General features: G+C 60.7%; 14 protein-coding genes. 4 read left to right on the top strand and 10 right to left on the bottom strand.

Annotated elements, in window-relative coordinates; translation table 11 throughout:
* Nucleotides 1-586: 586 nt before the first annotated feature.
* Entirely contained in the window at nt 587-1,654 is a 1,068-nt protein-coding gene (prfA, locus tag AAAX72_RS06295; protein ID WP_138113479.1) for a peptide chain release factor 1, read from the bottom strand.
* 508 nt (nt 1,655-2,162) lie between these two features.
* Between prfA and AAAX72_RS06290 the strand changes: the two genes are divergently transcribed.
* Nucleotides 2,163-2,321, top strand: a complete 159-nt coding sequence (locus AAAX72_RS06290) for a hypothetical protein (protein WP_158567811.1) — start codon at nt 2,163-2,165, stop codon at nt 2,319-2,321.
* Nucleotides 2,322-2,402: 81 nt separating this feature from the next.
* Here the strand turns inward: AAAX72_RS06290 and AAAX72_RS06285 are convergent, their stop codons facing one another.
* The 7 genes from AAAX72_RS06285 to AAAX72_RS06255 form a co-directional block, all read right to left on the bottom strand.
* A complete protein-coding gene (locus AAAX72_RS06285; RefSeq protein WP_349129604.1) occupies nt 2,403-10,571 on the bottom strand; it encodes an FctA domain-containing protein in 8,169 nt (2,722 codons plus the stop codon).
* Nucleotides 10,572-10,864: 293 nt separating this feature from the next.
* Entirely contained in the window at nt 10,865-12,292 is a 1,428-nt protein-coding gene (locus AAAX72_RS06280) for a M20/M25/M40 family metallo-hydrolase (protein WP_349129602.1), read from the bottom strand.
* Between the two features lie 72 nt (nt 12,293-12,364).
* Nucleotides 12,365-13,150, bottom strand: a complete 786-nt coding sequence (locus AAAX72_RS06275; protein WP_349129600.1) for an amino acid ABC transporter ATP-binding protein — start codon at nt 13,148-13,150, stop codon at nt 12,365-12,367.
* Between the two features lie 22 nt (nt 13,151-13,172).
* On the bottom strand, nt 13,173-14,321 hold the full coding sequence (locus tag AAAX72_RS06270) for an amino acid ABC transporter permease (RefSeq protein WP_349129599.1): 1,149 nt from the start codon (nt 14,319-14,321) through the stop codon (nt 13,173-13,175).
* A gap of 9 nt (nt 14,322-14,330) precedes the next feature.
* Complete coding sequence (locus AAAX72_RS06265) at nt 14,331-15,257, bottom strand: transporter substrate-binding domain-containing protein (protein WP_349129597.1); 927 nt, start codon at nt 15,255-15,257, stop codon at nt 14,331-14,333.
* Between the two features lie 280 nt (nt 15,258-15,537).
* Entirely contained in the window at nt 15,538-16,431 is an 894-nt protein-coding gene (locus AAAX72_RS06260; RefSeq protein ID WP_349129595.1) for an aldose 1-epimerase family protein, read from the bottom strand.
* Between the two features lie 113 nt (nt 16,432-16,544).
* A complete protein-coding gene (locus tag AAAX72_RS06255) occupies nt 16,545-17,414 on the bottom strand; it encodes a hypothetical protein (protein ID WP_349129593.1) in 870 nt (289 codons plus the stop codon).
* 261 nt (nt 17,415-17,675) lie between these two features.
* Between AAAX72_RS06255 and AAAX72_RS06250 the strand changes: the two genes are divergently transcribed.
* Nucleotides 17,676-18,929, top strand: coding sequence for an MFS transporter (locus AAAX72_RS06250; RefSeq protein ID WP_349129592.1), 1,254 nt, complete (start codon nt 17,676-17,678; stop codon nt 18,927-18,929).
* Nucleotides 18,930-19,158: 229 nt separating this feature from the next.
* Here the strand turns inward: AAAX72_RS06250 and AAAX72_RS06245 are convergent, their stop codons facing one another.
* Nucleotides 19,159-19,296 (bottom strand): hypothetical protein, encoded by a 138-nt coding sequence (locus tag AAAX72_RS06245; RefSeq protein ID WP_349129591.1) that lies wholly within the window; start codon nt 19,294-19,296, stop codon nt 19,159-19,161.
* Between the two features lie 69 nt (nt 19,297-19,365).
* On the opposite strand from AAAX72_RS06245, the gene AAAX72_RS06240 reads away from it, so the two are divergent.
* Both AAAX72_RS06240 and AAAX72_RS06235 read left to right on the top strand, forming a co-directional pair.
* The gene (locus tag AAAX72_RS06240) at nt 19,366-20,472 is read left to right on the top strand and encodes an acyltransferase (RefSeq protein ID WP_349129590.1); all 1,107 of its coding nucleotides are present in this window, start codon (nt 19,366-19,368) and stop codon (nt 20,470-20,472) included.
* A 36-nt stretch (nt 20,473-20,508) separates the two neighbouring features.
* The gene (locus tag AAAX72_RS06235) at nt 20,509-20,973 is read left to right on the top strand and encodes a low molecular weight protein-tyrosine-phosphatase (protein WP_349129589.1); all 465 of its coding nucleotides are present in this window, start codon (nt 20,509-20,511) and stop codon (nt 20,971-20,973) included.
* A gap of 148 nt (nt 20,974-21,121) precedes the next feature.
* Here AAAX72_RS06235 and AAAX72_RS06230 read toward each other — a convergent pair whose 3' ends face one another.
* Nucleotides 21,122-22,483 (bottom strand): ATP-binding protein, encoded by a 1,362-nt coding sequence (locus AAAX72_RS06230; RefSeq protein WP_349129587.1) that lies wholly within the window; start codon nt 22,481-22,483, stop codon nt 21,122-21,124.
* Between the last annotated feature and the right edge of the window lie 56 nt (nt 22,484-22,539).

The raw sequence follows: 22,539 nt of genomic DNA, 5'->3' as shown, positions 1-22,539 counted from the left end.
CCCCTCTTAAGCGCCGGACGGCGCGCGAATGTCGGAGCAGATTGTAAGCGAGGCTAGCGCTTGGCAAGGGGCGATTGAAGGCGATTATCGAGAATCAGCCCAGATTTTTGCTTGGAACCTGCCTGAAATGTTCATTCGTCGACGTCTAAATCTGCATTCGTCAAGCTTTTGGCAAGGTCGCCCAAAACTGACCAATATCTAACCAAGAACTTGCCAAATCACTTGACGCGCGACACATCAAAAATCGCCCCGCGACTTCTTGGACGATTTTTCGAGCAATATTATCAATAGCAGATGAAGGCTGTTAATTACTTTGAGCAGGTAGGCAGCTTAATTTCTAACAAAGCAGATTAAATAAACTCGAAAAGTAATTTACCCAACCTAGTCATTTAAGAACGTCCCCAATGACTACCTTGGAAATCCCGCAGGTTGAGCATAAGTCAGCGAAAACGTCCCTAAGCGAGCAAGGTGACGTGAAAGAGGAGGGAAGCGTACTTCGGTACGCGACCGACGATTGAACGTCAGATTGCCGCTTAGGGGCGTTTGCAGCGTCGAGCCGTTACGGCGTTTGGTAAAACGCCGTAACTTAAACTGCTTGTGCCAGCTTCTCGGCACGCTCGGCGGCGGCGAGTGCCTCGATCACGGTGCCGAGCTGATCGCCCAGAAGGACGCCGTTGTAGGTGGAGTTGAAGCCGATACGGTGATCGGTCACGCGGTCCTGGGGCTGGTTGTAAGTACGGATCTTCTCGGAACGGTTGCCGTGGCCGATCTGGCTCTGGCGCTCGGCACCGAGCTCGGCCTGCTGCTTCTCGAGTTCCATCTCGTACAGACGGGCGCGCAGCATCTGCATGCAGACCTCGCGGTTCTGGATCTGGGAACGCTGCTCCTGCGACTGCACCACGGTGTTGGTGGGCAGGTGGGTGATGCGCACGGCGGAGTAGGTGGTGTTAACGCACTGACCGCCAGGGCCGGAGGCGCAGTAGGTGTCGATGCGCAGGTCAGACTGGTTGATCTGGACGTCGATTTCCTCGGCCTCGGGAAGCACGGCGACGGTAGCCGTTGAAGTCTGGATGCGGCCCTGGGACTCGGTCTTGGGGACGCGCTGGACACGGTGCACGCCGGACTCGTACTTCATAACGGAGTAGACGCGGTCGCCCTCGACCTTGAACTCAATGGACTTAAAGCCGCCGGCCTCGCTGGGGCTGGAATCGAGCACGGTAGTCTTCCAGCCGCGCGACTCGCAAAAGCGCTGATACATCTTGTACAGGTCGCCGGCGAAGATGGCCGCCTCGTCGCCACCGGCGGCGGAGCGAATCTCGACGATGGTGTTCTTGTCGTCGTTGGGGTCACTCGGGATGAGCATGTACTTGATGTCTTCCTCGAGCTGGGGAAGCTTTTCCTCGTTCTCGGAGATGTCCATCTGGAGCATCTCCTTCTCGTCCGCATCGCTGGTGTCGCGGAGCATCTCCTTGGCGGCCTCGATGTCATCGAGCGCGCCGATGTACTCGCGCGAGGCAGCGATGAGGTCGGACTGGTGTGCGTACTCCTTGTTGAGACGCGTGAACTCCTTGATGTCGGAGGCGACGGCCGGGTCGGAAAGCTTCTTCTCGAGCTCCTCGTAGGCCTTAATGATCTTTTCGAGCTTGTCGCGCATGGCGGGACTCCTTTATGTGCGTGAAGGCGAAAATCGGCAGAGTTGATGGGGCGCGCGGCGCCACTGCGGGGGTAAGCCCAGCTAGAACATGTCGATCTTCAGATACATGCGCATCCCTTCGCGTATGAGGTACATAGTTGCGGTCTAACCCATACATGATAGCGTGCGCAGGCATACCTGCATATAACCCGCACGGAATGCGACAAAGGGTCAGTCTCTTTCCTTGAATACAACTTCATCCGAACGCCTCCCGCATTCATCCGCACATATACGGATAAATTTGGGAATCCGATACCCTGAGGGCCGGATCGGCCGGCCCCGGGAGATCGGAGGACGCCATGTCCGGAAAGGGCGGGAAGGGCGCCGCGAGGGCGGTCCCGAGGACCCACGGCAGGCTCACCGGGTACGAGCGGGACACGGTCCAGAGGATGCTGAAGCGCAGGGTTCGCTCGGCCACTTCCTCGAGAGGTTCAAGGGCGTATCGACCCGCAGGCTCCACAGCTGCCTGATGTGGTTCAGATGGCTGCGCGAGGCCGCACGCGTCGGGGACAGGACGTCGCTCATGCGCGAGCAGCTCGACGACGGGCGCTACGAAAAGATCCGGAAGAAGATGATGGAGCCGGAGTACGAGTTCCATCTGGAGCCGGACGTGCAAACGGCGGGTTAACATAGCCTTTCACCAAAAAGGGCGAGCGGCCGCGCCCTGCGACCACCCGCCCTCAATCAAAGCCCTTCTCGGCCGCCATAGCTACCGGTTCCGGCGCCGCAGGATAACGCCTGCGGCGATCAGCACCACCGCGCCGCCCGCGATGCCACCCAGGGCCATCGGCGACAAGCTGGTATCGCCCGTATACGGCAGACCCGGCTTCTCCTCCTTCGGCACCGGTGACTTGCTCGGCGGATTGGTGGGCGGCTCCGTCGGCGGGGTGGTCGGCGGCGTGTACGTGTTCTTGAACACCGGCGCCACGGCGCCGTCATAGGTTACCGTCGCCACCAGATGGCCCGCACCGTCGTCCGTCACCGTCACCGTTACCCGGTGCTCGGCCGCGTCGTACGTCACGTTCTTCTGACCGTCGTCCACCTCGGAGATGCTGTAGGCGTACGTTCCGGGCTTGTCGTACGAGATCGCCTCGAAGCCCACCGTGCCGTCCGCCGCGTTCTTTGCGGTCTGCAGCACCTTGCCGTCGGCATCCTTCAGCTGGAAGGAGAACTGCCCTTCCTTCAGGTCCTCGCCGCTCAGCACCTTGGAGGCCCCCAGCTTCACCTCAGTCGCGGCCGGCGCGTAACTGTTGCTGAACGCCACCGCATCCGCAGCCTTGCCGCCCTTGCTGTAGGCAACCTGCGCCTCCAGCGCGTGCGTCTCCGCATTCTCCGTCACCGTCACCGTCGCGGTAAAGACCGTCGTGTCGTAGGTGACGCCGTTCGCCGTCGCCCCTGCCCGCTCGGACACGGTGTAGACGTACGTCCCCACCTTGTCCAGCTGCAGCGGCGCGAAGCCGAACGTGCCGTCGACGCCGTTCTGCACCGTCTGGACCACGTTGCCGGCGGCGTCCTTCAGGTCGAAGGAAAACTCGCCCTCGGCCAGGTCGCGGCCGGTCAGGGCCTTCGTTCCGGTAATCGTCGCCGTCGTTGCCGTCGGCGTGTAGGTGTTGGTGAAGGTCAGATCCGCGGCCGTCTTGTTCGCCGTCGCGGTCAGCTGGCCGCTGCCGTCGTCGGTCACGCTCACCGTCACATCCAACACCGCATCGCTGTAAGTGATGGTGCCATCTTGGCCCGCAACCTCCTTCACCTGGTACGTATGCGAACCAGTCGCAGTGTACGAGATGGCCTTGAAGGTAAACGCGATACCCGCGTTCGTGGTCCGGTCAATCTCCTGCCCGGTGGCCGCGTCAATCAGCGCGAACGTGAACTCGCCATCGGCGGGCGTCCGCATGGTGGCCGAATCGGTATTCTCAAGCACCTTGATGCCGGAGATCTGGTAGGAGGTCGCGCCCGGCTGGTAGCTGTTCGCAAACGTCATGGTGTTGGGGGTGACGCCGTTCTCGGTGCCCTTGCTCGGCTTCGCCGTGGAGCTCTCTACCGCCAGCTTGCCGTCGTTGTTGTCCTTCACCACGTAGGTCAGGGTGTACGTCTTGCCGGTGTAGGTCACGCCCGACACGCCCGGCGCGTCCCCCGTCGGCTGCACCTCGCGGACCGTGTAGGTAAAGGTGCCCGCATGGTCGAAGGTCAGCTTGTCGAAGACAACCTTGCCGTGCGCATCGTTCTTCTGGGTCTGGATCACCGAGCCGTCAGACCCCACCAGCTCGAAGGCGAAGTCTCCCGCCTTTAGCTGATAGCTGCCGTCGTGCACGTCAACGCTCTTGGTGAGGGCGATCGCGCCGGAGTCCGTCGCCTGTGCCTCGTAGGTGTTGGTGAAGCTGGGCTTCGTGACATTCGTGCCGTCGTAGGCGACGCTCGCCTGCAGCGTGCCGGCATTGTCCGCAACCGTCACCACGGCATGGTGCACCGCGGCGTCGTAGGTCACGTAGGCCAGATCACCCTTCCGCTCCACGATGGTGTACTCGTGCGTGCCCGGCTTCGCGTAGGAGAAGGCGTCGAAGTTAACACTTCCGTCCGCGCCGTTGGTCGCGGTCCGGACGGGCTTGGCCCCGGCAAGCTGCTCAGCCGTCAGGTTGCCCTCGTACACATCGAAGGTGAACTCGCCCCACTTGGGGACGATCGGCGTGTTGTCGTCCTTCTTCACATAGCTCTTCTGCGCACCGAGGGCCAGGCCGGTCGCGGCCGGCTGGTAGGTGTTAGTGAAGGTATCCGAGCCGGATGCGCTCGTCACGATCGCCTTCGCATTCAGTGCTCCGTTCCCGCCGTCCGTGACCGTCACCGTATAGGTGAGGGGATGGCTGTCATAGACCATGCCCGGCTCCGCGCCCGGCTGCTCCACGATGGTGTAGGTGAAGTCCTTGCTCGCGGCGCCGTCCAAGTCGGAGAGCTGGAACTCGCGCGTGAAGCTGACCTTGCCGTTTGCATCGTTCTTCGCGGTGTCGAGCACGTTGCCGGCAGCGTCCTTCAGGTCGAAGGTGAACTCGCCGTCCGCGGGCTTCGTCGTGTGGTCGAAGCCGTCCGCAACCTTGATGGTCTTGGTCGCCGTCAGGATTACGGAGCCCTTTGCGTCGTAGGTGTTGTTGAAGGTGGGAGCCGTAGCGGCACCGTCATAGGTGACGGTCACCTTCGTCTTGTTGTTGTCGCCCTGGTTCTGCTCTACCTTGACGTGGACCTTGACTTCCTTGGCGTCGTAGGCCACGCCGTCGACGGTCTGGCCGGCTTTCTCCTCCTTGAGCGTGTAGTCGTACTCGCCCAGGTTCAGGTTCTTGACGGCCAGCTCGACCTTGCCGCCCCGGTCGTTGGTGCCCTTGGCGACCTCGTTGCCGGCCTGGTCGTACAGGCCGAAGGTGAACGCGTCGGCCGTCAGGTCCTTGCCCGTGAGGATCTTCGTCGCCTCGACGGTAACGTCCGTCGTCGGCTTCGAGTTGGTGAAGGTCGGAACGTCGGCCTCGCCGTCGTAGGTGGCGGTCGCCTTTAGCTCGCCCTTCTCATCGGAGACCTTGATGTGGACCTTCACGTCCTTCGTGTCGTACACGACGGTCGGGTCGTTGCCGGCAACCTCCTTGATGGTGTAGTCGTGATCGCCCGGCGTGTCGTAGCTGATTGCCTGGAAGGCGACCTTGCCGTCCTTGTCATTCTGGACGGTCTGGATCACGTTGCCATCCTTGTCGAGCAGCTGGAACGTGAAGTCGCCCCCTGCGAGCTCGCCACCCGTGAAGCGCTTCGTCGCCTTGAGCGTTACCGAGGTCTCCTTCGGGCGGTACGTGTTCGTGAAGGTCTTGTCTCCACTCGTTACCTGCGGTGTGGCCGTCAGCGTACCGGCGCCATCGTCTGTGACCGTCACCGTATAGGTGAGGGTATGGTTGTCATAGACCATGCCGGCCTCCGCGCCCGGCTTCTCCGCGATGGTGTAGGCGAAGTCCTTGCTCGCGGCGCCGCCCAGGTCGGCGAGCTCGAAGTCGCGCGTGAACTTCACCGTGCCATCGGCCTCGTTCTTCGCGGTGTCGAGCACCTTGCCGTCGGCGTCCTTCAGCTCGAACGTGTATTCGCCGCCCTTCAGCTTGGTGTCGTGCGTGAAGCCCGGCGCGACCGCAACGACCTTGGTCGCCGTCAGCTCCACGGATCCCTTTGCGGTGTAGGTGTTCGTGAAGGTGGGGGCATCGGCCTTGTCACCATCGTAGGCAACGGCGGCGTCCAGCTTGCCAGCTTTGTCCATGACCTTCACCGCGGCATGGTGCACCGCGTCGTCGAAGGTCACGTGGGACAGGTCGCCCTTCTTCTCCACGATGGTGTACTTGTACTCGCCGGCCTTGGTGTAGTTGATGGCCGGGAAGGTGACGGTGCCGTCCTCGCCGTTCTTGGCGCTCCGGATGGGTTGCTTGCCCTTCAGCTGCTCGGCCGTCAGATCGCCCTCGTACAGGTCGAAGGCGAACTCGCCGCCCTTGAGCGCAGCCGGCGTGCTGTCGGACTTCACATAGGCCTTCTTCGCCGCGAGCGTCACCGAGGTCTCGGCGGGCTGATACGTGTTCTTGAAGGTCGGGATATCGTTCTTGCCGTCGTAAGTGACGGTCGCCTTCGCCTTGTCGCCCTCCGCCTTCACCGAGACGTGAACCCTCACCTCCGTGGAATCGTAGGTGATGGTCGAATCGCTGCCAGCGACCTCCTTGAGCGTGTAGTCGTACTCGCCCAGGTTCAGGCCCTTGACGGTCAGCTTGACCTTGCCATTCTTATCGTTGGTGCCGCGAGCGTCCTCATTGCCGTCCTGGTCGTACAAGCCGAAGGTGAACGCATCGGCCGTCAGGTCCTTGCCCGCGAGAACTTTCGTGGCCTCAACGGTGACGTCCGCCGTCGGCTTCGTGTTGGTGAAGGTCGGCACGGCCTTCTCACCGTCGTAGGTGACGGTCGCCTTCAGCTCGCCCTTTTCGTCGGTGACCTTGACGTGGACCTTCACGCCCTTCGCGTCGTAGACGACGGTCGAGTCGGCGCCCTTCACCTCCTTGATGGTGTAGTCGTGGTCGCCCGGCGTAGCGTAGTCGATGGCTGCAAAGGCGACCTTGCCGTCCTTCTCGTTTTGGACAGTCTGGACCACGCTGCCGTCCTTGTCGAGCAGCTGGAACGTGAAGTCACTCCCCGCGAGCTCACCGCCCGTGAAGCGCTTCGTCGCCTTGAGCGTTACCGAGGTCTCCTTCGGGCGGTACGTGTTCGTGATCACCGCAATCTGATCGTCGATCACCTGAGATGTGGCGGTGCCATCATCCTTATAGATCTGCTCCATTTTGACGACTGGCTCGGTCAGATTTCCCTTGCCGTCATCCTTCACCGTTACGGTCACTTTGTATTCGGCGCTGGAGTAGCTGACACCGCCCAGCCAACTGGGATCGCTCTTGGCGGGCGTAGTCTCGGCAATGTAGTAGGTGTACTTGCCAGGCTTCTCATACTTAATCTCTCCGAAGCTAAATTCTTCGGCGCTCGTAACGGTCTTCTCGACCTGCTTCATGCCGGCCACGGGCGCTGCCGTGGCACCATCAGGCATCGGCGTTCCATCGGCGGCGCGCAGGCAAAGCTCGAAGCTGTCGGCGCTAGTCCACTCACGGCCGGTGAACTTCTTCTTCGCCTTGATGCCTGTGAGCGTCACCGAAGACTTCACGCTGTAGCTGTTGGTGAACACCAGCTTGTTGTCTTTGGCCACCGTGCCGTCGGAATTCTGCGGGGCAATCCTGCCCGAGATGCTATCGCCTTCTTCAGTCAGATTCTTGTCACCCTGCTTGCGGCCGGTCAGCTTATAGCCCGCGGGCATCTTGTCTGCGCCGGTCAGCTCCTGCACCGCGTACTGGTCACCCTCGGCGAGACCGTACACGCGGATCGTCTGGTCGGCCGTGATGGTCTGCTCGCGGCCGTTCTCGAGGTCGAACATTTTGCCGACCTGCTTCTCGCTTGCGGTCCCCGCGTTCTCAAACACCGCGGCCTTGTACGTCTTCCCCGCCGTCGTGGGCACGGTGAACTTGAAGGTGAACCCCGCGTCCGGTTTTCCCGTCAGGCCCGCTGGCACCATGACCTTCTTCATCACCTCGAGGCTCGCCTCGCGTTCGTTCGCCACGCGCACGCAGGTGGCGCCCGTAAACAGGGCGTTCAGATTCATGTCGCCCAGGTCGACGCGGGCGCCCTTCGCATTAGTGTCACCAGACACGTCCTGCGTGATGCCCATACGTATCCAGCCCGTCTCGGTCTCCAGGCGGTAAGGTTCGTCCTTCTTGGTGGGCCCATACTGGTAGACACGTCCATTGGCGCCGTACTTAAGATGTACCTCATTCTCGCCGCCCTTGGCGTCATTGTTCCAGGAAAGGTTGCCGTTGCCGTCGAGCGTCCCGTCGGACGTCTGGCGCTGGCCCTTGATCCACGTGAGCGTGTTGTCAATGTCGACCTCTGCGCCAAACTGGCCCAGGCTCTTCATGAGCGAGCCCACGCCCACGAACGTCGAAACGCCGTCATCAACTGTACCAGCATCGGCGTGGACGCCGTAATCGTCCACAATCACCTTGATGAGCCTGTCATTAAGCAGGAAGCCATTGGGCGCCGAGACCTCCTTCAGGAAGTAGGTACCCTTCACGAGCGGCTCGCTACTGTCGCTCGTAGACGGGAATACGCCCGCCCCTTCGAGCTTGACCGGGTTGGCGACCGACCTCGTCGTCAGGGTGTCGTAGGGGGCCTGGTCGCCATCGAGCACGGCCTTGCCGTTCGCATCCGTAGTCACCTGGGTGGACTTGTAAAGGCCGAACTTCGCCCCGTCAACGGGCTTACCCTCGGTATCGGTCTTCTGCACGAACAGGCGATTCTGGATGTTCGTGACGAGCAGGCGCGTGGCGAACTGCCGCTTGAAGTTCGTGCCGTCTGCGATGTCGTCGCTGTACACGTGGACTGTGTTCTCAGGCGTCGCGTCGCCGATCGAGCTCGCCGTTGTGTGGTAGATGGCCACCGTGTACTCGGCATCCTTGCGGGCATCACCGCTCAGCAGGTAGTAGTACTTGGAGATGTCACCGGGCAGATTTTGAATCTCTACCTGGTACTGGCCGCTTGTGTTGAGCGTGAAGGCGTGCAGGTCCTTCTTCGCCGCCTCGATAGCACCGGTCATGCCCGGCTCCTTGGCGAGGGTGTATCCCGCTCCCGTCGATGGGTCGCCCGACACGGCGTACCAATTGCTCGGATCTTTGATACCTGTGCCTGCGCTTTTGTCGCGCTTGAGCACCACAGCGAACAGTATGCCGGAGTCCAGATTGACGGTCTTGTCGGACTTCGTCAGGTCATTATTTGCCTTGTACACGGTCGACGGCGCGGTGATGGTCTCCTTCGCGGCGGCGAACGCACCGGTCTTCCACACGACGCTGCCCGCGTCCATACCGCCGCGGTTGATGATGACGCCGCCCGCGCCGTTCTCAGCGCTCGCGGGCACGTACTCGAGCTGCATGCTACCACCCGTCGCCGCGAGACTCGAGCGGTATCCCTCGGGTACGCGCGTCTCCTTCAGGAGGTAGTACTTGTTGTTGTCGTGATCCTTGTTGTAGAGATCGTCGAAGTTGATGACGCCGTTGTCCACGTCGTTCGTGAGCGTTAGGTGGCCGGCCTCGTCCGTGGTACCGGAGCCGATGAGCTCGCCCACGGTCTTGAAGTCCTTGTCGGTCTTATAGAGCTTGAACTCGGCACCCTGTACGAACTTGCCGTCCTGGTCGAACTTGATGATGTCGGACTCGGGCACCGTCACGAGGTTGAACTTGAGCTCCATGTTGGAGTCGGTGGCGCCGCGCTCCAGGTAGAAGAACTTGAGGGTGTGGTTGGTGCCTTCAGCGAAGGTGTTGCCGTTGAAGCCCGAAGTGTCCTTATTCGCCTTCTGGTACTTGTTCTTCAGTGTGCCGTCGTTATTACCGTTCACCTTAATGTCGCCCGTACAAAAGTTGATGCTCAGACTCGCGCGGTTGTGAATACCGCCGATATCACCCACGAGGACATCGTCGATGAACACCCAGACGTCATCATCGCCGGCGAACTCGAACACCATGTCGTCGCCCGCGTTCGTCTTGCCGCCAGCAGGCTGCACGAATCGCGTGGACATTGAGAGGCCGAAGTGGTGGTTGACGGGGCGGCCGTCGTTGTAGCGCGAATCACCGGTGTTGTCTGCCTTGATGCCGGTTTGGACGAGCCGGCCGTTTTCCTCTTTGAGCACCTTGTCTGCCGCGTCGAACGGGAAGAACTGACCCTGGTGGGACGAATCGCCCACTTTGTCAATGCCCCAGGTGTCATAGATGTCGAAGGCATTCTTGTCAGCGTTGTAGGCTGCGTAGTTTTTGGAGCTGTCATAGACGTAGTAGCCGTTCTGAACCTTGAGGAGGCCCGTCACGCCAAAATGGGACGTCTTGCCGATCTGGGCAGAGGAATCGAACAGGTAGCAGAGGGACTCGCCGCCCCAGGTTTTGGAAAGCTGCGGATAGCCGTCTAAAAGCGTGTTGTTGACAATGCCGGGCTGCGGGTTCGTGTTGCCCGTCCAATGGTTGAGCGACTCACCACCCTGGCCGTCGTTAAACTGGAACCGGTGGTTTGCGTTGACGCCGCCGTTGCCGGAAACCGACAGATGGTTATCGGGATTCACCCAGTAATCAAACAGGTTGATTGTTGTCCCCGAAGGCGAAATCGTCGTAACCGTGTGGTCCGAAAACGCCGCTTCCGCACGGGTCGGCAGGAAGATACTCGCCGTCAGCGCGACGGCGAGGGCCAAAACAATCACATATGGCGAGACCGGGCGCAGCCCACGACGACGGCCATAAGACATGACGGACCACCGCTCGCGCGGCCGGTGTTCACCAGGAAGTTCCCTGCTTAGACACCCCCCGGTAGCAATATTCACGAGTCGAGACGTCATCTCTCTGAGCTCCTGCATAATTTCCTCCCCAGTCACACGGCGACCTGCCCGGGCGCTCCCCGGGGGCCGAGGCGGTCTGGCACATGCCCGCGGTCGTTCAAGGAATACCAACCCCAGCATATGTCTCTTAAGATATCTTAGCTTTTTCTATTACAGTTTTTGTCTCATTACCGATGAAATCGGCTCAGTCCCTTTGTCACATTCTAGAGCGTGCGGAGCAGGGCGATGAGGAAGCGGGTGCCTTGGAGGTAGGCGCGACGGGTGATGCGCTCGTTGGTGCCGTGGACGCCGCGGTCGCATTCGTCATCGTCGACCACAAAGGCGGAGAAGCGGATGCACTCGCGGCAAATGCGCTGGTAGTTGGCGGCATCGGTTGCGCCAATCACGGTCGAGGGCACGATGCTGATCGGCTCTTGGCCCACCGCAGACGATCCGTTTTCCTCCGTCCCCTTGGGATCACGGAAATAGCGGGCGGCGATGGCGCGAACGGCCTCGAGCCCCGGACCGCCCACGCGCGGGGACGGCGAGGGCTCGGAGCTGCCGGGGCCCAGCTCGACCTCGACTCGGCCAGCGAGCCCAGCGGTGGCAACGGCCTCGCGGCAGCAGGCCACGACATCGGCCACGCTCGTGCCCTCGAGCATGCGGAAGTTGATATTGGCCCACATATCCTGCGGCATTACGTTGGCACCGGTACTGCCGCCTTCGATTTGCGTGGGCGCGCAGGTGGTGGTTACAAGCGGGTACAGCTTTTTGCTGGCGAGGCAGTCGCGCACGATGGCATCCTTGCTGGCAGCAATCTCGTATGCGGTATAAAGCCCCAGCTCGACGAGCTGCGCGGCAAGCAGGTCGGTCACACGCGCCGGCCACTCGATATCGCAAATCGCGGCAATAGCGCGGCTGAGCACTTCGAGCGACGTGCCGCCGTAAGGGTTGGAAGAATGCCCGCCTTCGCTCTTCGTCCTGAGCACGATATCGGCATAGCCCTTCTCGGCAAGATCGGCATGCATAAGCCAACCCTCGCCTGCGCCGTACTCGGCAGCCTCAACGATACGATAGTCGCCCTCGTCAATCAGGTACTCAAGCTCAACGCCGCGCTCCTCGAGCACGCGGCCAATGGCACCCGCGCCGCACTGCGTGGTCTCCTCATCCTGGCCAAAGGCCAGCAGCAGGGTTCGTTCGTGTTGCCAGCCGTGCGCCAGCGCATACTCAACGGCCTCCAGGATGCCTGCGACCTGGTCTTTCATATCGATGGCGCCGCGACCCCAAATATAGGTGTCGTCCACGTGCCCGCTAAAGGGATTGTGCGTCCAGTCTGTCTCGGTGCCCGGCACCACGGGAACCACGTCCATGTGGCCCATGAGCATGACCGGCTTGAGGACGGGGTCGATGCCGGCAAGCGTCACGAGCAGCGAATGGTCGATGAGCTCGACCTCGCCCGCCGCAAACACGCGCGGCCAGGCCTGCTGCATATAGGCGCGCAGGTCGGCAAACGCCTGCCAGTCCACCGTCTGGGCATCCATGCTCGAAATCGTCGGAAACGACAGCACGCGGCCCAGGCGCTCGCACGCGCCGACCTCGTCGATATCGGCAAAATCATCCTCGTGCGCAAAGAAGCGCCAAACCTCGGCCATGACATCCTTTCGATTGTGATGACGAGGGCCGCCCCACCGGAGCGGCCCTGCCACATAAGCGTTTGCGGTCGGTTATTTGTCCTCGAGATAGCGCGAGAGGAACTCGCGGGTACGCCGGTGCTTGGGGTTGCCGAAGAGCTCGGCCGGCGCGGCATCCTCGAGCACCACGCCCTTGTCCATAAAGACCACGCGGTCGGACACCGTGCGGGCAAAGGCCATCTCGTGCGTGACGACGACCATGGTCATGCCGTCAGCAGCGAGCTTGCGCATGACCTCGAGCACCTCGCCCACGATCTCGGGGTCGAGCGCAGAGGTCGGCTCGTCGAACAGCATGATTTGCGGGTTCATGCACAAGGCGCGGGCGATGGCCACGCGCTGCTTTTGGCCGCCGGACAGGCGACCCACGGCGGCGTGTGCGAACTTTTCGAGTCCCACGCTTGCCAGATGCTCCATCGCGACCTGTTCGGCCTGATCTTTGCCCATCTTTTTGAGCGTGACGGGCGCGAGCGTGCAGTTGTCGAGCACGTCCATGTTGTTGAACAGGTTAAAGCCCTGGAACACCATGCCGATGTCCTCACGTAGCTTGTTGATGTTGCAGCGCTCGGCCGTGAGGTCCTGGCCGTGGAACCAGATGTGGCCCGCGTCCGGGGTCTCGAGCAGGTTGAGGCAGCGCAGGAAGGTCGATTTGCCCGAACCCGAAGCGCCGATGATGGTGACGACCTCGCCAGGATTGACGGACAGGTCGATGCCCTTGAGCACCTCGAGCGAACCGAAGCTCTTGCGCAGGCCCTCGACGCGGATGAGCGGCTCATTGATCTGTGCGGCGGCTGCAACGCCGGTAATGGCGGTATCTGCCATGATGATTCTCCTCGTCTTAAGCCTAGTTAGAGCTGGGCAGCGTGGCAGGAGCCTCGGCGCCGAGCTTTTTGCCAAAGGCCTCGAGCAGGCGGCTCGCCACGAGCGTCAGGATCAGGTAGACCACGAGCGCCACGCAGTAGACCTCCATCTGGCGGTAGTACACGCCGGCGACCGTGGTAGTAGCGTACATAAGGTCGAACACGCCGATGACCGAGAGCACCGACGAATCCTTGATGTTGATGATGAGCTCGTTGGTGAGCGCCGGAATCGCGTTTTTAATGCCCTGGGGGAACACGACCTTGCGCATGGCCTGCCACTGCGACAGACCCAGCGAGCGCGCCGCCTCGGCCTGGCCGGGATCGATGGACTCGATGCCGCCGCGCAGGACCTCCATCATGTAGGCGGTGGAGTTGAGCGAGATGGTGACGAGGCCGGCGGTGAAGGTACTCCAGATCTGGTTGGCCTGGGCGGTCTCGAAGCCCATGCCGCGCAAAACGGTGAAGCCCGCGTAATAGATGAGTAGGCCCTGGACCATCATGGGCGTACCGCGCACGATGGTGGAATAGATGGTCGCAAAGCCGCGGCCGATACTCTTAAAGAAGCGCACCAGGTCGTTGTCCACGCGGTCGAAGGTCTGAATACGCAGGAACACAAAGAGCAGCGCCAGGAAGAATGCGATGACGGTGCCGAAGGTGGCAAGCGCGATGGTGATCTCGATGCCGCGGATGAAGAAGTCGCCGCTCTTGTAGGTCATGTAGACCAGGCTCGACAAAAAGTCGCTGGGGTTGGAATCCGAGACAATGCTCACCTGCACCAGGTCGATAAACGACATGATGCAGCGGTCCACGAAAAAGATCGCTGCGATGGCGACCACAACATAGCTACCCAGGCGCGCGCCGCGGCGGAAACGCTCGGAGGCGAACGGCGACTTTACGCGATAGTCGCTCCAGTGCATAAGCTTGGTGACCAGCGCCGCCGCCGACACGACAATCCAGGCCCAAAGAATCGCCCAAAGGCAATCCTGGAAGATACCGGTGGGGGCCAAGAAGCTCAGCGGCGTGGGGTTGCGCTGGCTAAACGCCAGGCCGAGCGCCGCGATAACGCTCGTGCCCAGGTATACATAACGGTGGTCGGCCTTAATAAAGGAGGCCAGGCGATTGACGGTTTTCATGCTGCCTCCCTATGCCGGCTGACGGTCGAGGCACGCGTCCCACATTTGGTCGCGCTCCTCTTGGCTAATGCCCTTGAGTGTCTTGTCGATGAGCTTAAGCAGTTTGTCCGAGCGCTTGCGGCAGCCGACGTTTGCCGCGACCTCCTGCTTAAAGCCCTCGCCTTCGGCAAAATGAATGGGAACGATGCCCGGGTTTTGAGCCATATAGCCCTTCTCGTTCTCGGTGTTGTAGGTCACGGCGTCGCAGGTGCCCTGCAGCAGGTTCGAAAACACCGTGGGGACCGAATCGACCGGGTTTTTGTGCACAACGCCCGGGATCTCGTCGATGACGGTGTCGAGCATGGTGTCCTTTTGGCCGAGCACCGTGGCACCGCTAAAGTCGCTAAGCTTGGTGGCGTTTTGGTAGGGCGAGCCCTCTTTTACGAATAGGCCAAAGTAGCCAATGAAGTACGGGTCGGAGAAGCCGACCGACTCTTCGCGCTCGGGCGTGGCGCTCATGCCGGCGATGATGAGGTCGATTTGGCCGTTGTTGAGCGAATCGATAAGGCCCGAAAAGCTCTGCTTGACGGCAACGGGCTCGCCACCGAGGGTCTTGCAGACGATCTTGGCGATCTGCACGTCGTAGCCATCGGCATAGGCGCCCTGCACGTTGTCGATGGGGATGGTGTACTCGCTGGCTTCGGAAACCTGCCAGTTGTACGGGGCGTAGGCCGCCTCCATGCCAATGCGGATCTTATCCTTGCCGATAACGGAATCGGACAGGTCGTCGCGACCGCCACCCGTCGTGGGCTGAACTACTTCCAGCGTGGAGGGGCGCTGGCAACCGGCAAGTGCGCCGGCGACGACAGTAGCGCTCGCAGCGAGAGCGCTACCCAAAAAGATGCGACGGCTGCATACCGGCTGTGGATGCGCGTCGCGTTGATGGGGAGAATGCATAATCTGCCTTCCCTGTTGAATCGTATGCTGACGACTTAACAGGATATACGCCAGCGACCAGCAGCGCAGCACAAGCTCGAAAAATTAATAGACACACGGTAGTCATTGGGAGCGTCGATGTTTTGGCAATGCCAGCGAGCGCCGCCCAGAGCGAACAAGTTGGCATGAAAAAGGCACGGCATAGACCTTCTGGTCATGCCATGCCTTTTGAATGACAAATTGTCGCTCTGGGTGGCGCGCAGCGTCGACCGGTCCGCCGTTCGTTAGAACGGCGGAACCTCTAGAACAAGGTGACGCTAAAGCTACGTTTATCGGTAGCGCCGGGAGCCAAGGTGATGGTGTTGACCTTGTGCTCAAAGACGTCGTCCTCGGTGTCCATGGTGGTGTGACCGGTCCAGGGCTCGAGCGCCACAAACGGAGCGTCGTTGGCGGCAGACCACACGCCGATGTACTTAAAGCCCTCAAAGTCGATCTTGACGCCGTGGCCCGACTTGCGGCCGCGCAGTGTGAGCGTGGAGCCCGGGGTATCGGTGAACATGATGGCGTCGTTATCGAAGCTGCGGTGCGTGATGGGCAGCACGTCCGAGTTATCGGGAGCCTTGTAACTACCCTCGAACGTCATAAGACCGTCGGGCGTGATGATGGGAGCCTCATTAGTCCAAGCCTCGGTAAACGCCAGCTCGTAATCCTCGAATGCCTCGTCCTCGGCACCGGGAGCCGGTACGTTAAACGCGGGGTGGCCGCCCACCGAGAACGGCAGGTCCACGTCGCCGGTGTTGGTGACGGCAAAGGTCTGCGTGAGGGTGGCGTCGCCGGTCAGGGCATAGGTCATGTTGAGCTTAAAGTGGAACGGAAAGGCCTTGAGCGACTCGGGCGTGTCGGTGATCTCGTACGTTACCGAGGAGCCGTCCTCCGAAACCTCGACCAGCTTGTGCTCGACGATGCGTGCGAGTCCGTGGCGCGGCATCTCGCAGGTGCCGGCCGCAGACGTCGCCGTGTTGTTGCGCAGCGAGCCCACAATGGGGAACAGGATGGGCGCATGCTTGCCCCAAAAGGCGGGGTCACCCTGCCACAGATACTCGTTGCCGTTGAGGGCAAGGCTCGTGAGCTGGGCACCCATGGAATCGATGGCCGCGGTGAGGCCACCGCGCTTGATGGTAGTGACAGTAGACATGCTACTTCCTCCAAAAGTAAACAATAGTGTCGAGGGCTATTGTCCCACTCTTGGCGGCGAGACGGGACGGCAGGCGATTATTGAGTAGCCATAGCGGAATGAGTGGCGAGCGCCTACTGGGCATCCACGTAAAGGTCGAACCCACCCTGCGGTGTGGTGTCGACCGTGTCGGGCGCCTGTGAGTTAAAGCTCACGGGGACCATGCGCTTTGAGGCGCGGAAGCGCGTGCCGTCGGTGGCGACGGGCGGTTCGTCGACGGTGAGCTCGTAGTCGCCGGGCTTGAGCTCGATGCCGTCACCAGCGGAATTGACGTATTGATACTCGTCAATCGTCTGCCCTTTGAGCGTACGCCCCACGATGTGGATGAGCATTTGGCTGTCGCCACGCGCGGTGTCCCACATCGCGCCGTCCTTGACCTCGACCGACACATGTACCGAGCGCGTGCGGCTGAGCGATTGCTCGACAGACATCTCGACCTTGGCGGCGTCTTGACGCTGCTGCTCGACATGGCTCCAAACGCTACCGATTGCCGAGCAGGCGATAACGCCGGCCATGAAGGCGATGAGGATGGGGCCGAGCGGAGAACGGCGGCCCGCGTCTTCCTCACGAGCCAGGTCGGGGCGATGTGTGGGCGCAGGCGCCTGGGCGCCTTGCGCGGGCACGTCGAGAATGCTGAAGGATGCCGTGCTGTCGGGGTCGATGGTGTGACGCGGCTGCGGGATCTTTGCCGGCGAGATGGACATGTCCGCCGGCTCACCGAGTGTGGCCGTGGCATCGGCCTTAGCCTCATCGGCCTCGGCTTGGGCCCAAGCCTGCTCAAAGGTCAGGGGCTCGGCGGCATCGGAGGCGGCATCAGGCTCGACAGCGGCATCGTTGCCGGTCTCGTCCTCGTCGCTCGACACGTCACGCGACGCGGGCTCGTCCCACTCCTCGTCCGGAGCCTCGCCCTCGCTATACCACCATTCAAAGTTATCGATATCCATACGGGGCGCCCCTTAGGCCTCGCAAATAAACACTCGCTAGTCTTATACCCCCAGACGGCACCGAAGCTCACCCGCGCCGGACACGAAAACCGTCACAACATTCGACGTTTTTCCTCGTTTTCGAGATTTTCATCGAATGTTGTGACGGTTTAGGCGGCAGCCACGCCGCGAATGTGACAAAGAGGCTGTCCCTTTGTCACATTCTGTTAGAGTTGCAGGGATTGAATCCAGCTCATATAGCGCAACATGGGAGCAACTGCCTTGACCACCGTAACTTCGTCCACAACAGCATCAACCGCCGCCGCGCTCTCCCCCGCGCGCACCAATCTTTGCCTGGCGCTGCTCGTGCTGTTGGGATTCTCGCTCGGCTGCTCCGAGTTCGTGGTCATCGGCATCGAAAGTGACTTGGCGACGGAACTCGGCGTATCGCTTGCCACCGCAGGCCAATTTATTAGCGTGTTCGCACTGATCTACGCTATCTCGACGCCGGTGCTCGCGCTCAGCACGGGGCGTTTTCGCCGCTACCAGCTGCTCGTGTGCTACAGCATCGTCTTTGTGCTCGGCAACCTGGTCATGGCGTTGGCGCCCAACTTCCAGGTGCTGTTCATCTCGCGCATCATCCTGGGCTCCGTCTCGGGCGCACTGCTCGCCGTGGGCGTGACGTACATCCCCGAGCTTCTGTCTCCGCAGCAAACTTCGCTTGCCATCTCGGTGGTATATGGTGCGTTTTCCGTGGCAATGGTCTTTGTCACTTCGATCGGCAAGTTTGTGGCCGACACGCTCGATTGGCACGTGGCCATGTACGGCACGCTGGCCTTTGCCGTTCTGATCTGCGGAGCGCTCGTGGCGTTTATGCCGCGCGCTGGGCAAACCGACGAGCCCGCCACTTTTCGCGAGCAGGCGGGTCTGCTACGCGAGCCGAGCATCATCACCGGCATGCTCATCTTTTTGTTTGGCGTGGGGTCGGTCTACGTTTTCTACGGCTACGTGACGCCTTATCTTGAGCAGGTGCTGGGCATGGGCACGGTCGAAGCCAGTACCACGCTCATGGCCTACGGCGTGTTCTGCCTGATCTCGAACATCCTGGGCGGATGGATCGATGCGCGCTTTGGCATGAAGGCGCTACTCGTGACGTTTGTGCTGCAGGCTGCAGCGTTACTAGGACTGTTTGCTGTGGGCGGCACCATGCCGCTCGCGCTGGTCTTTGTCTTTAGCCTGGCGCTGCTCATGTACCTGTTCTCGGTGTCGTGCATCACGCACTTTATGGACGTGGCACGCAGCCGCCATCCCAAGTCGATGGTACTCGCAAGTTCGGTTGAGCCCATGGCGTTTAACGTCGGCATCTCGTTTGGCACCGCAGTGGGCGGCGCCGTGGTAAGCAGCGTTGGCATTGCATATGTAGGCGCAGTGGGTGCCGCGTTCTCGCTTGTGGCCTGGGTGCTTACGCTGGTGACGATTAAGTTGGCTCGCTGGGAGCGCCGTCGTCAATCAGCACAGCCCCAGATGCAGGCATAGGGGCGAATATAGCCCAAGGTGGCGAGCAACCGGTGAAAACCGTCCCATACGAGCAGTGTTTATCCGCCTGCAAGCTCCGGCAGTGCAATTTCGTGTATTTCAGATACACGCTTTTCTACTATTTCGTGTATTTCAAGTACACGAAATGCGCGTGGGGTAACTCAAAGGCGGCGCCAGTTCATTGTCTGCCGCCGCCTTTTATACCGGATTTTATAGATATGTGGGGCGTTTACTCCATACCCAACAGCTCGCGCATCTGAGTTGCGTAGTTAGATGCCATGTTGCCGTAGACAATCTGCACGCCGCCGTTAACATGCACATGAGCCAGACCCCCGAATCCGCCCGATTTGGGGGTCTGGCTCGTCAAAATGTACGCTAAATCCATGAGGGTATATAATGAGATATTCTGCTCGAATGCACAAAGGAAGGGGTGACGATGCCTGCTCACGAGAAGCGCGTCTTGTCGCTTGACGGCCTGCGAGGGCTTGGAGCGCTGATGGTGTTCCTGTACCACGTCGACATCATGGTCAAGCCGTTTGGCGCGGGGGGTCCGAGCCTCTTCCCTGGCACCGCGTCGGTTATGGTGTTCTTCATCCTGTCTGGCATAGTGCTGTCTCTTGTTCCCTTTAAGCACATGGGAAACGGCGGGTACGACTGGCTTGGCTATTACCCAAGAAGGGTCGTCCGCCTTTGCGTGCCGCTGTTTGCGGCGATTGCACTGGCCCTTCCTGCGGGCTACGTGGCATGGCGCCTGGGGTCCACGTCGCGCTCCGCGCTTGCCGTCGCCTACGACGCGGGCCTTCCCACTGCGGTTCATGACATCCTCATGCAGTTCGACGTGCTGTTCAACGTGTCCGATGGCGTCAACAACCTCTTTGGCGCGCAGCTCGTCCGCGTTGACTCTCCCGTCTGGTCCATGAGCTGGGAGCTCTGGTTTAGCTTGACGCTTCCGCTGGCCATCTGGTGCATATCAAAGATTCGCCGGACGGGTCTGGCGGTTGTTGCGACCTTTATTGCGGTGCTTGTCTCGCACTGGACGGGTTACTTTCCGCTGCGCTTTTGCCTGATGTTCTGGCTTGGCGTCATGGTGGCCCGGCGATTCGACAAAATCAAGGCCGTCAAGCTTTCAATGCTGGCCGAGCTGGCGCTGCTTGTAGCCTCCGTTGGTGTTATCGAGCTCTCGCTCGTGTGGCATCCCGGCGGGGTCCTCGAGGCGTTGAAGTCCACCGCCATGAACGCGGCCTGCCTGGTGGTGGTTGTCGTCGCGATCGCCGACGGGTTCACGCGCCGTGCGCTCTCTGCGGCCCCCATGGTCTTTTTGGGAAAGGTGTCGTACAGCCTCTACCTTACCCACGCCATTGTCATCGGTGCGCTCGTTGCCCTGCTGCCCAGGCTCGGGATTGTCGACCCGCTCGCGATTGCCGCGGTCTCGCTGCCCGCAAGCATGCTCGTCTCCGTTGCGTTCTGGCGCATAATCGAGATTCCCAGCATGAACCTGTCGCGCTCGCTGGCATCGTCAGGGCCTAGGGACGCCGTTCGATAATGCGTCGTACTTGGCTTCGTTTGGAGAGAGCTGGTCATGAATAGTCCAAAGCCCGTCCACCGCGTTCTCTTTGTCTGCCACGGCAATATCTGTCGCTCGACGATGGCCGAGTCGGTGTTTACCGAGCTGGTGCACCGCGCTGGGCGCATGGGCGAGTTTGTCATTGACTCCGCTGCGACCTCAACTGAGGAGATCGGCAACCCGCCGCATCATGGCACGGTCGCCAAGCTGCGTGAAGTCGGGATTCCCGTCGTTGCGCACCGTGCCCGCCAGGTGCGTCGCGCGGAGTATGGCGACTGGGATCACATTGTCTATATGGATGCCGAGAACGCGCGTGGCCTGCGTCGCATCTTTGGCGACGACCCCGACGGCAAGATTACGCGCCTGCTCGATTGGGCCGAGCGCCCCGGCGACGTGGCCGACCCCTGGTACACCGGCAATTTCGATGCCACGTACCGCGACGTGCTCGCCGGTTGCACCGCTATGCTCGAGCAACTGTAGGCAAGCGAGGCCGCGGGCCACGCCTTCGGCGCGAAACGAGCGTGGATTTTCTCCCACTTTGAGCGTTCGAGTGCGCTCTAAACGGGAGAAAATCCACGCTCATGGATGTGGCAAAGGGACTGCCCCTTTGCCACATCCGGGACCGACCCTAGACCGGCTTGACCTCCAGCTTAATCCCCTTGGCACAGGAGTCGCCCAAAACATCCGAAAGGGCCCAGGTCGCATATAGCGGCAAATAGAGAACCGCTCCGTTGCGCTCAACGTTGCCTCTCGAGAAAACAATCCCGAGCCTTACGCCATATTCAGCCGTATCAAGCACATGACCGAGCGCAGCGTGCGCGTGGTAATAGGAGCCCGATTTAACCTCGATCGGAACAGCCGTCCCATCCGGTCCATCGACCACAAAGTCCACTTCACCGCGCTTTTTTGTCTGATAGTAGTAAAGCTGGCGATTTTGGGCAGCCAGCTGCTGGGCCACCACGTTTTCGTAAATGCCGCCCAGATTGGGCTCCTTGCTATCAAGATACGCCGCTTGGGCGACTCCAACGGGGTAGCGCGCCATCAACATGCCCGTATCCGATTGGTATAGCTTGAACTGCGATGGCCGTGCCGTCTTGAGCAGGGGCGACTTTGGCTCGGTTACGATATCGGCTTTGAGAGCAACGCCGGCATCGACAAGCCAGACAAAATCTCGCTGGTACTTCTCATAATGCGCCTTGGGGTCAATGGAATTGAGCACGAAACGCTTGTGTTCGCCCTCAAGCATAATGGGGAGCTGATCGTAGATGCTCTGCACCTGAAGGGCACGCCCGCTTGCATACTTGGAAATATCCCGTCGGTACTGTTCGTTGAGCTCGGACTGTAGCTGACGAACAGAGGCAAGGTCGCCCTGCGTGTCAAGGAAACGCTGCACGACCTCCGGCATTCCGCCGACAACGGTATAGGTCCTGAAGTTTGCCATCATCGCGTCATGAATGTAACCAGGAATGGGCTTCTCGCTGATACACGCGTCGCGTATCGTTTGGCGAGCCCCCTCGCTCACCCCGGTTGCCCAGCAAAACTCCTCAAAATCGAGCGGGAACATCCTAAGCTCGTGGACATACCCCACGGGATAGGACCTGACACCCTTGAACTGGGTCCCAAGCATTGACCCCGAAAACGCCCAGCGGCACCTCCCGTCCTCAACAAGGAACTTTGCCATCGTCATGATGTCGGGGGCCTCTTGGACCTCATCGATAAACACGAGCGTTTTGCCTGGCGCTATCGGCTTTCCCGAAAGAAGCGTCACCCTGCTGATGAAATCATCGGCATCCCGCGCTTCGAGAAGAGCATCTTTTGCCTGGCGATTTTCCATGAGGTTAAGCTCGATGTAGGTTGCATGGTTGGCTTTGCCAAATGCGCGAATCGAATAGCTTTTGCCAATCTGGCGAGAACCCGTAATGAATAAGGCCTTTTGCTCGGCAGACTTCAGCCAGCGCTCCAGCTCTGCAGCTATTTTCCTGCGCAGCATAGGCTCTCCCCTCAGTGTCATCAAATGAAATGCAAAGTTTTATACGCTTGATTATC

Origin of the sequence: Collinsella sp. CLA-ER-H8 (assembly GCF_040092335.1) — a bacterium.
Taxonomy (GTDB): Bacteria; Actinomycetota; Coriobacteriia; order Coriobacteriales; family Coriobacteriaceae; genus Collinsella.
Note: the sequence above shows the minus strand (reverse complement) of the source record. Positions and strands in the feature narration are given on the sequence as shown.

Excerpts from the sequence above, each read along its gene's own strand:
- AAAX72_RS06255 (WP_349129593.1), bottom strand. The coding sequence starts at position 17,414 with ATGGATATCGATAACTTTGAATGGTGGTATAGCGAGGGCGAGGCTCCG.
- AAAX72_RS06240 (WP_349129590.1), top strand. The coding sequence starts at position 19,366 with ATGCCTGCTCACGAGAAGCGCGTCTTGTCGCTTGACGGCCTGCGAGGG.
- AAAX72_RS06235 (WP_349129589.1), top strand. The coding sequence starts at position 20,509 with ATGAATAGTCCAAAGCCCGTCCACCGCGTTCTCTTTGTCTGCCACGGC.
- AAAX72_RS06230 (WP_349129587.1), bottom strand. The coding sequence starts at position 22,483 with ATGCTGCGCAGGAAAATAGCTGCAGAGCTGGAGCGCTGGCTGAAGTCT.
- AAAX72_RS06270 (WP_349129599.1), bottom strand. The coding sequence starts at position 14,321 with ATGAAAACCGTCAATCGCCTGGCCTCCTTTATTAAGGCCGACCACCGT.
- prfA (WP_138113479.1), bottom strand. The coding sequence starts at position 1,654 with ATGCGCGACAAGCTCGAAAAGATCATTAAGGCCTACGAGGAGCTCGAG.
- AAAX72_RS06265 (WP_349129597.1), bottom strand. The coding sequence starts at position 15,257 with ATGCATTCTCCCCATCAACGCGACGCGCATCCACAGCCGGTATGCAGC.
- AAAX72_RS06280 (WP_349129602.1), bottom strand. The coding sequence starts at position 12,292 with ATGGCCGAGGTTTGGCGCTTCTTTGCGCACGAGGATGATTTTGCCGAT.
- AAAX72_RS06290 (WP_158567811.1), top strand. The coding sequence starts at position 2,163 with ATGTGGTTCAGATGGCTGCGCGAGGCCGCACGCGTCGGGGACAGGACG.
- AAAX72_RS06275 (WP_349129600.1), bottom strand. The coding sequence starts at position 13,150 with ATGGCAGATACCGCCATTACCGGCGTTGCAGCCGCCGCACAGATCAAT.
- AAAX72_RS06285 (WP_349129604.1), bottom strand. The coding sequence starts at position 10,571 with ATGTCTTATGGCCGTCGTCGTGGGCTGCGCCCGGTCTCGCCATATGTG.
- AAAX72_RS06260 (WP_349129595.1), bottom strand. The coding sequence starts at position 16,431 with ATGTCTACTGTCACTACCATCAAGCGCGGTGGCCTCACCGCGGCCATC.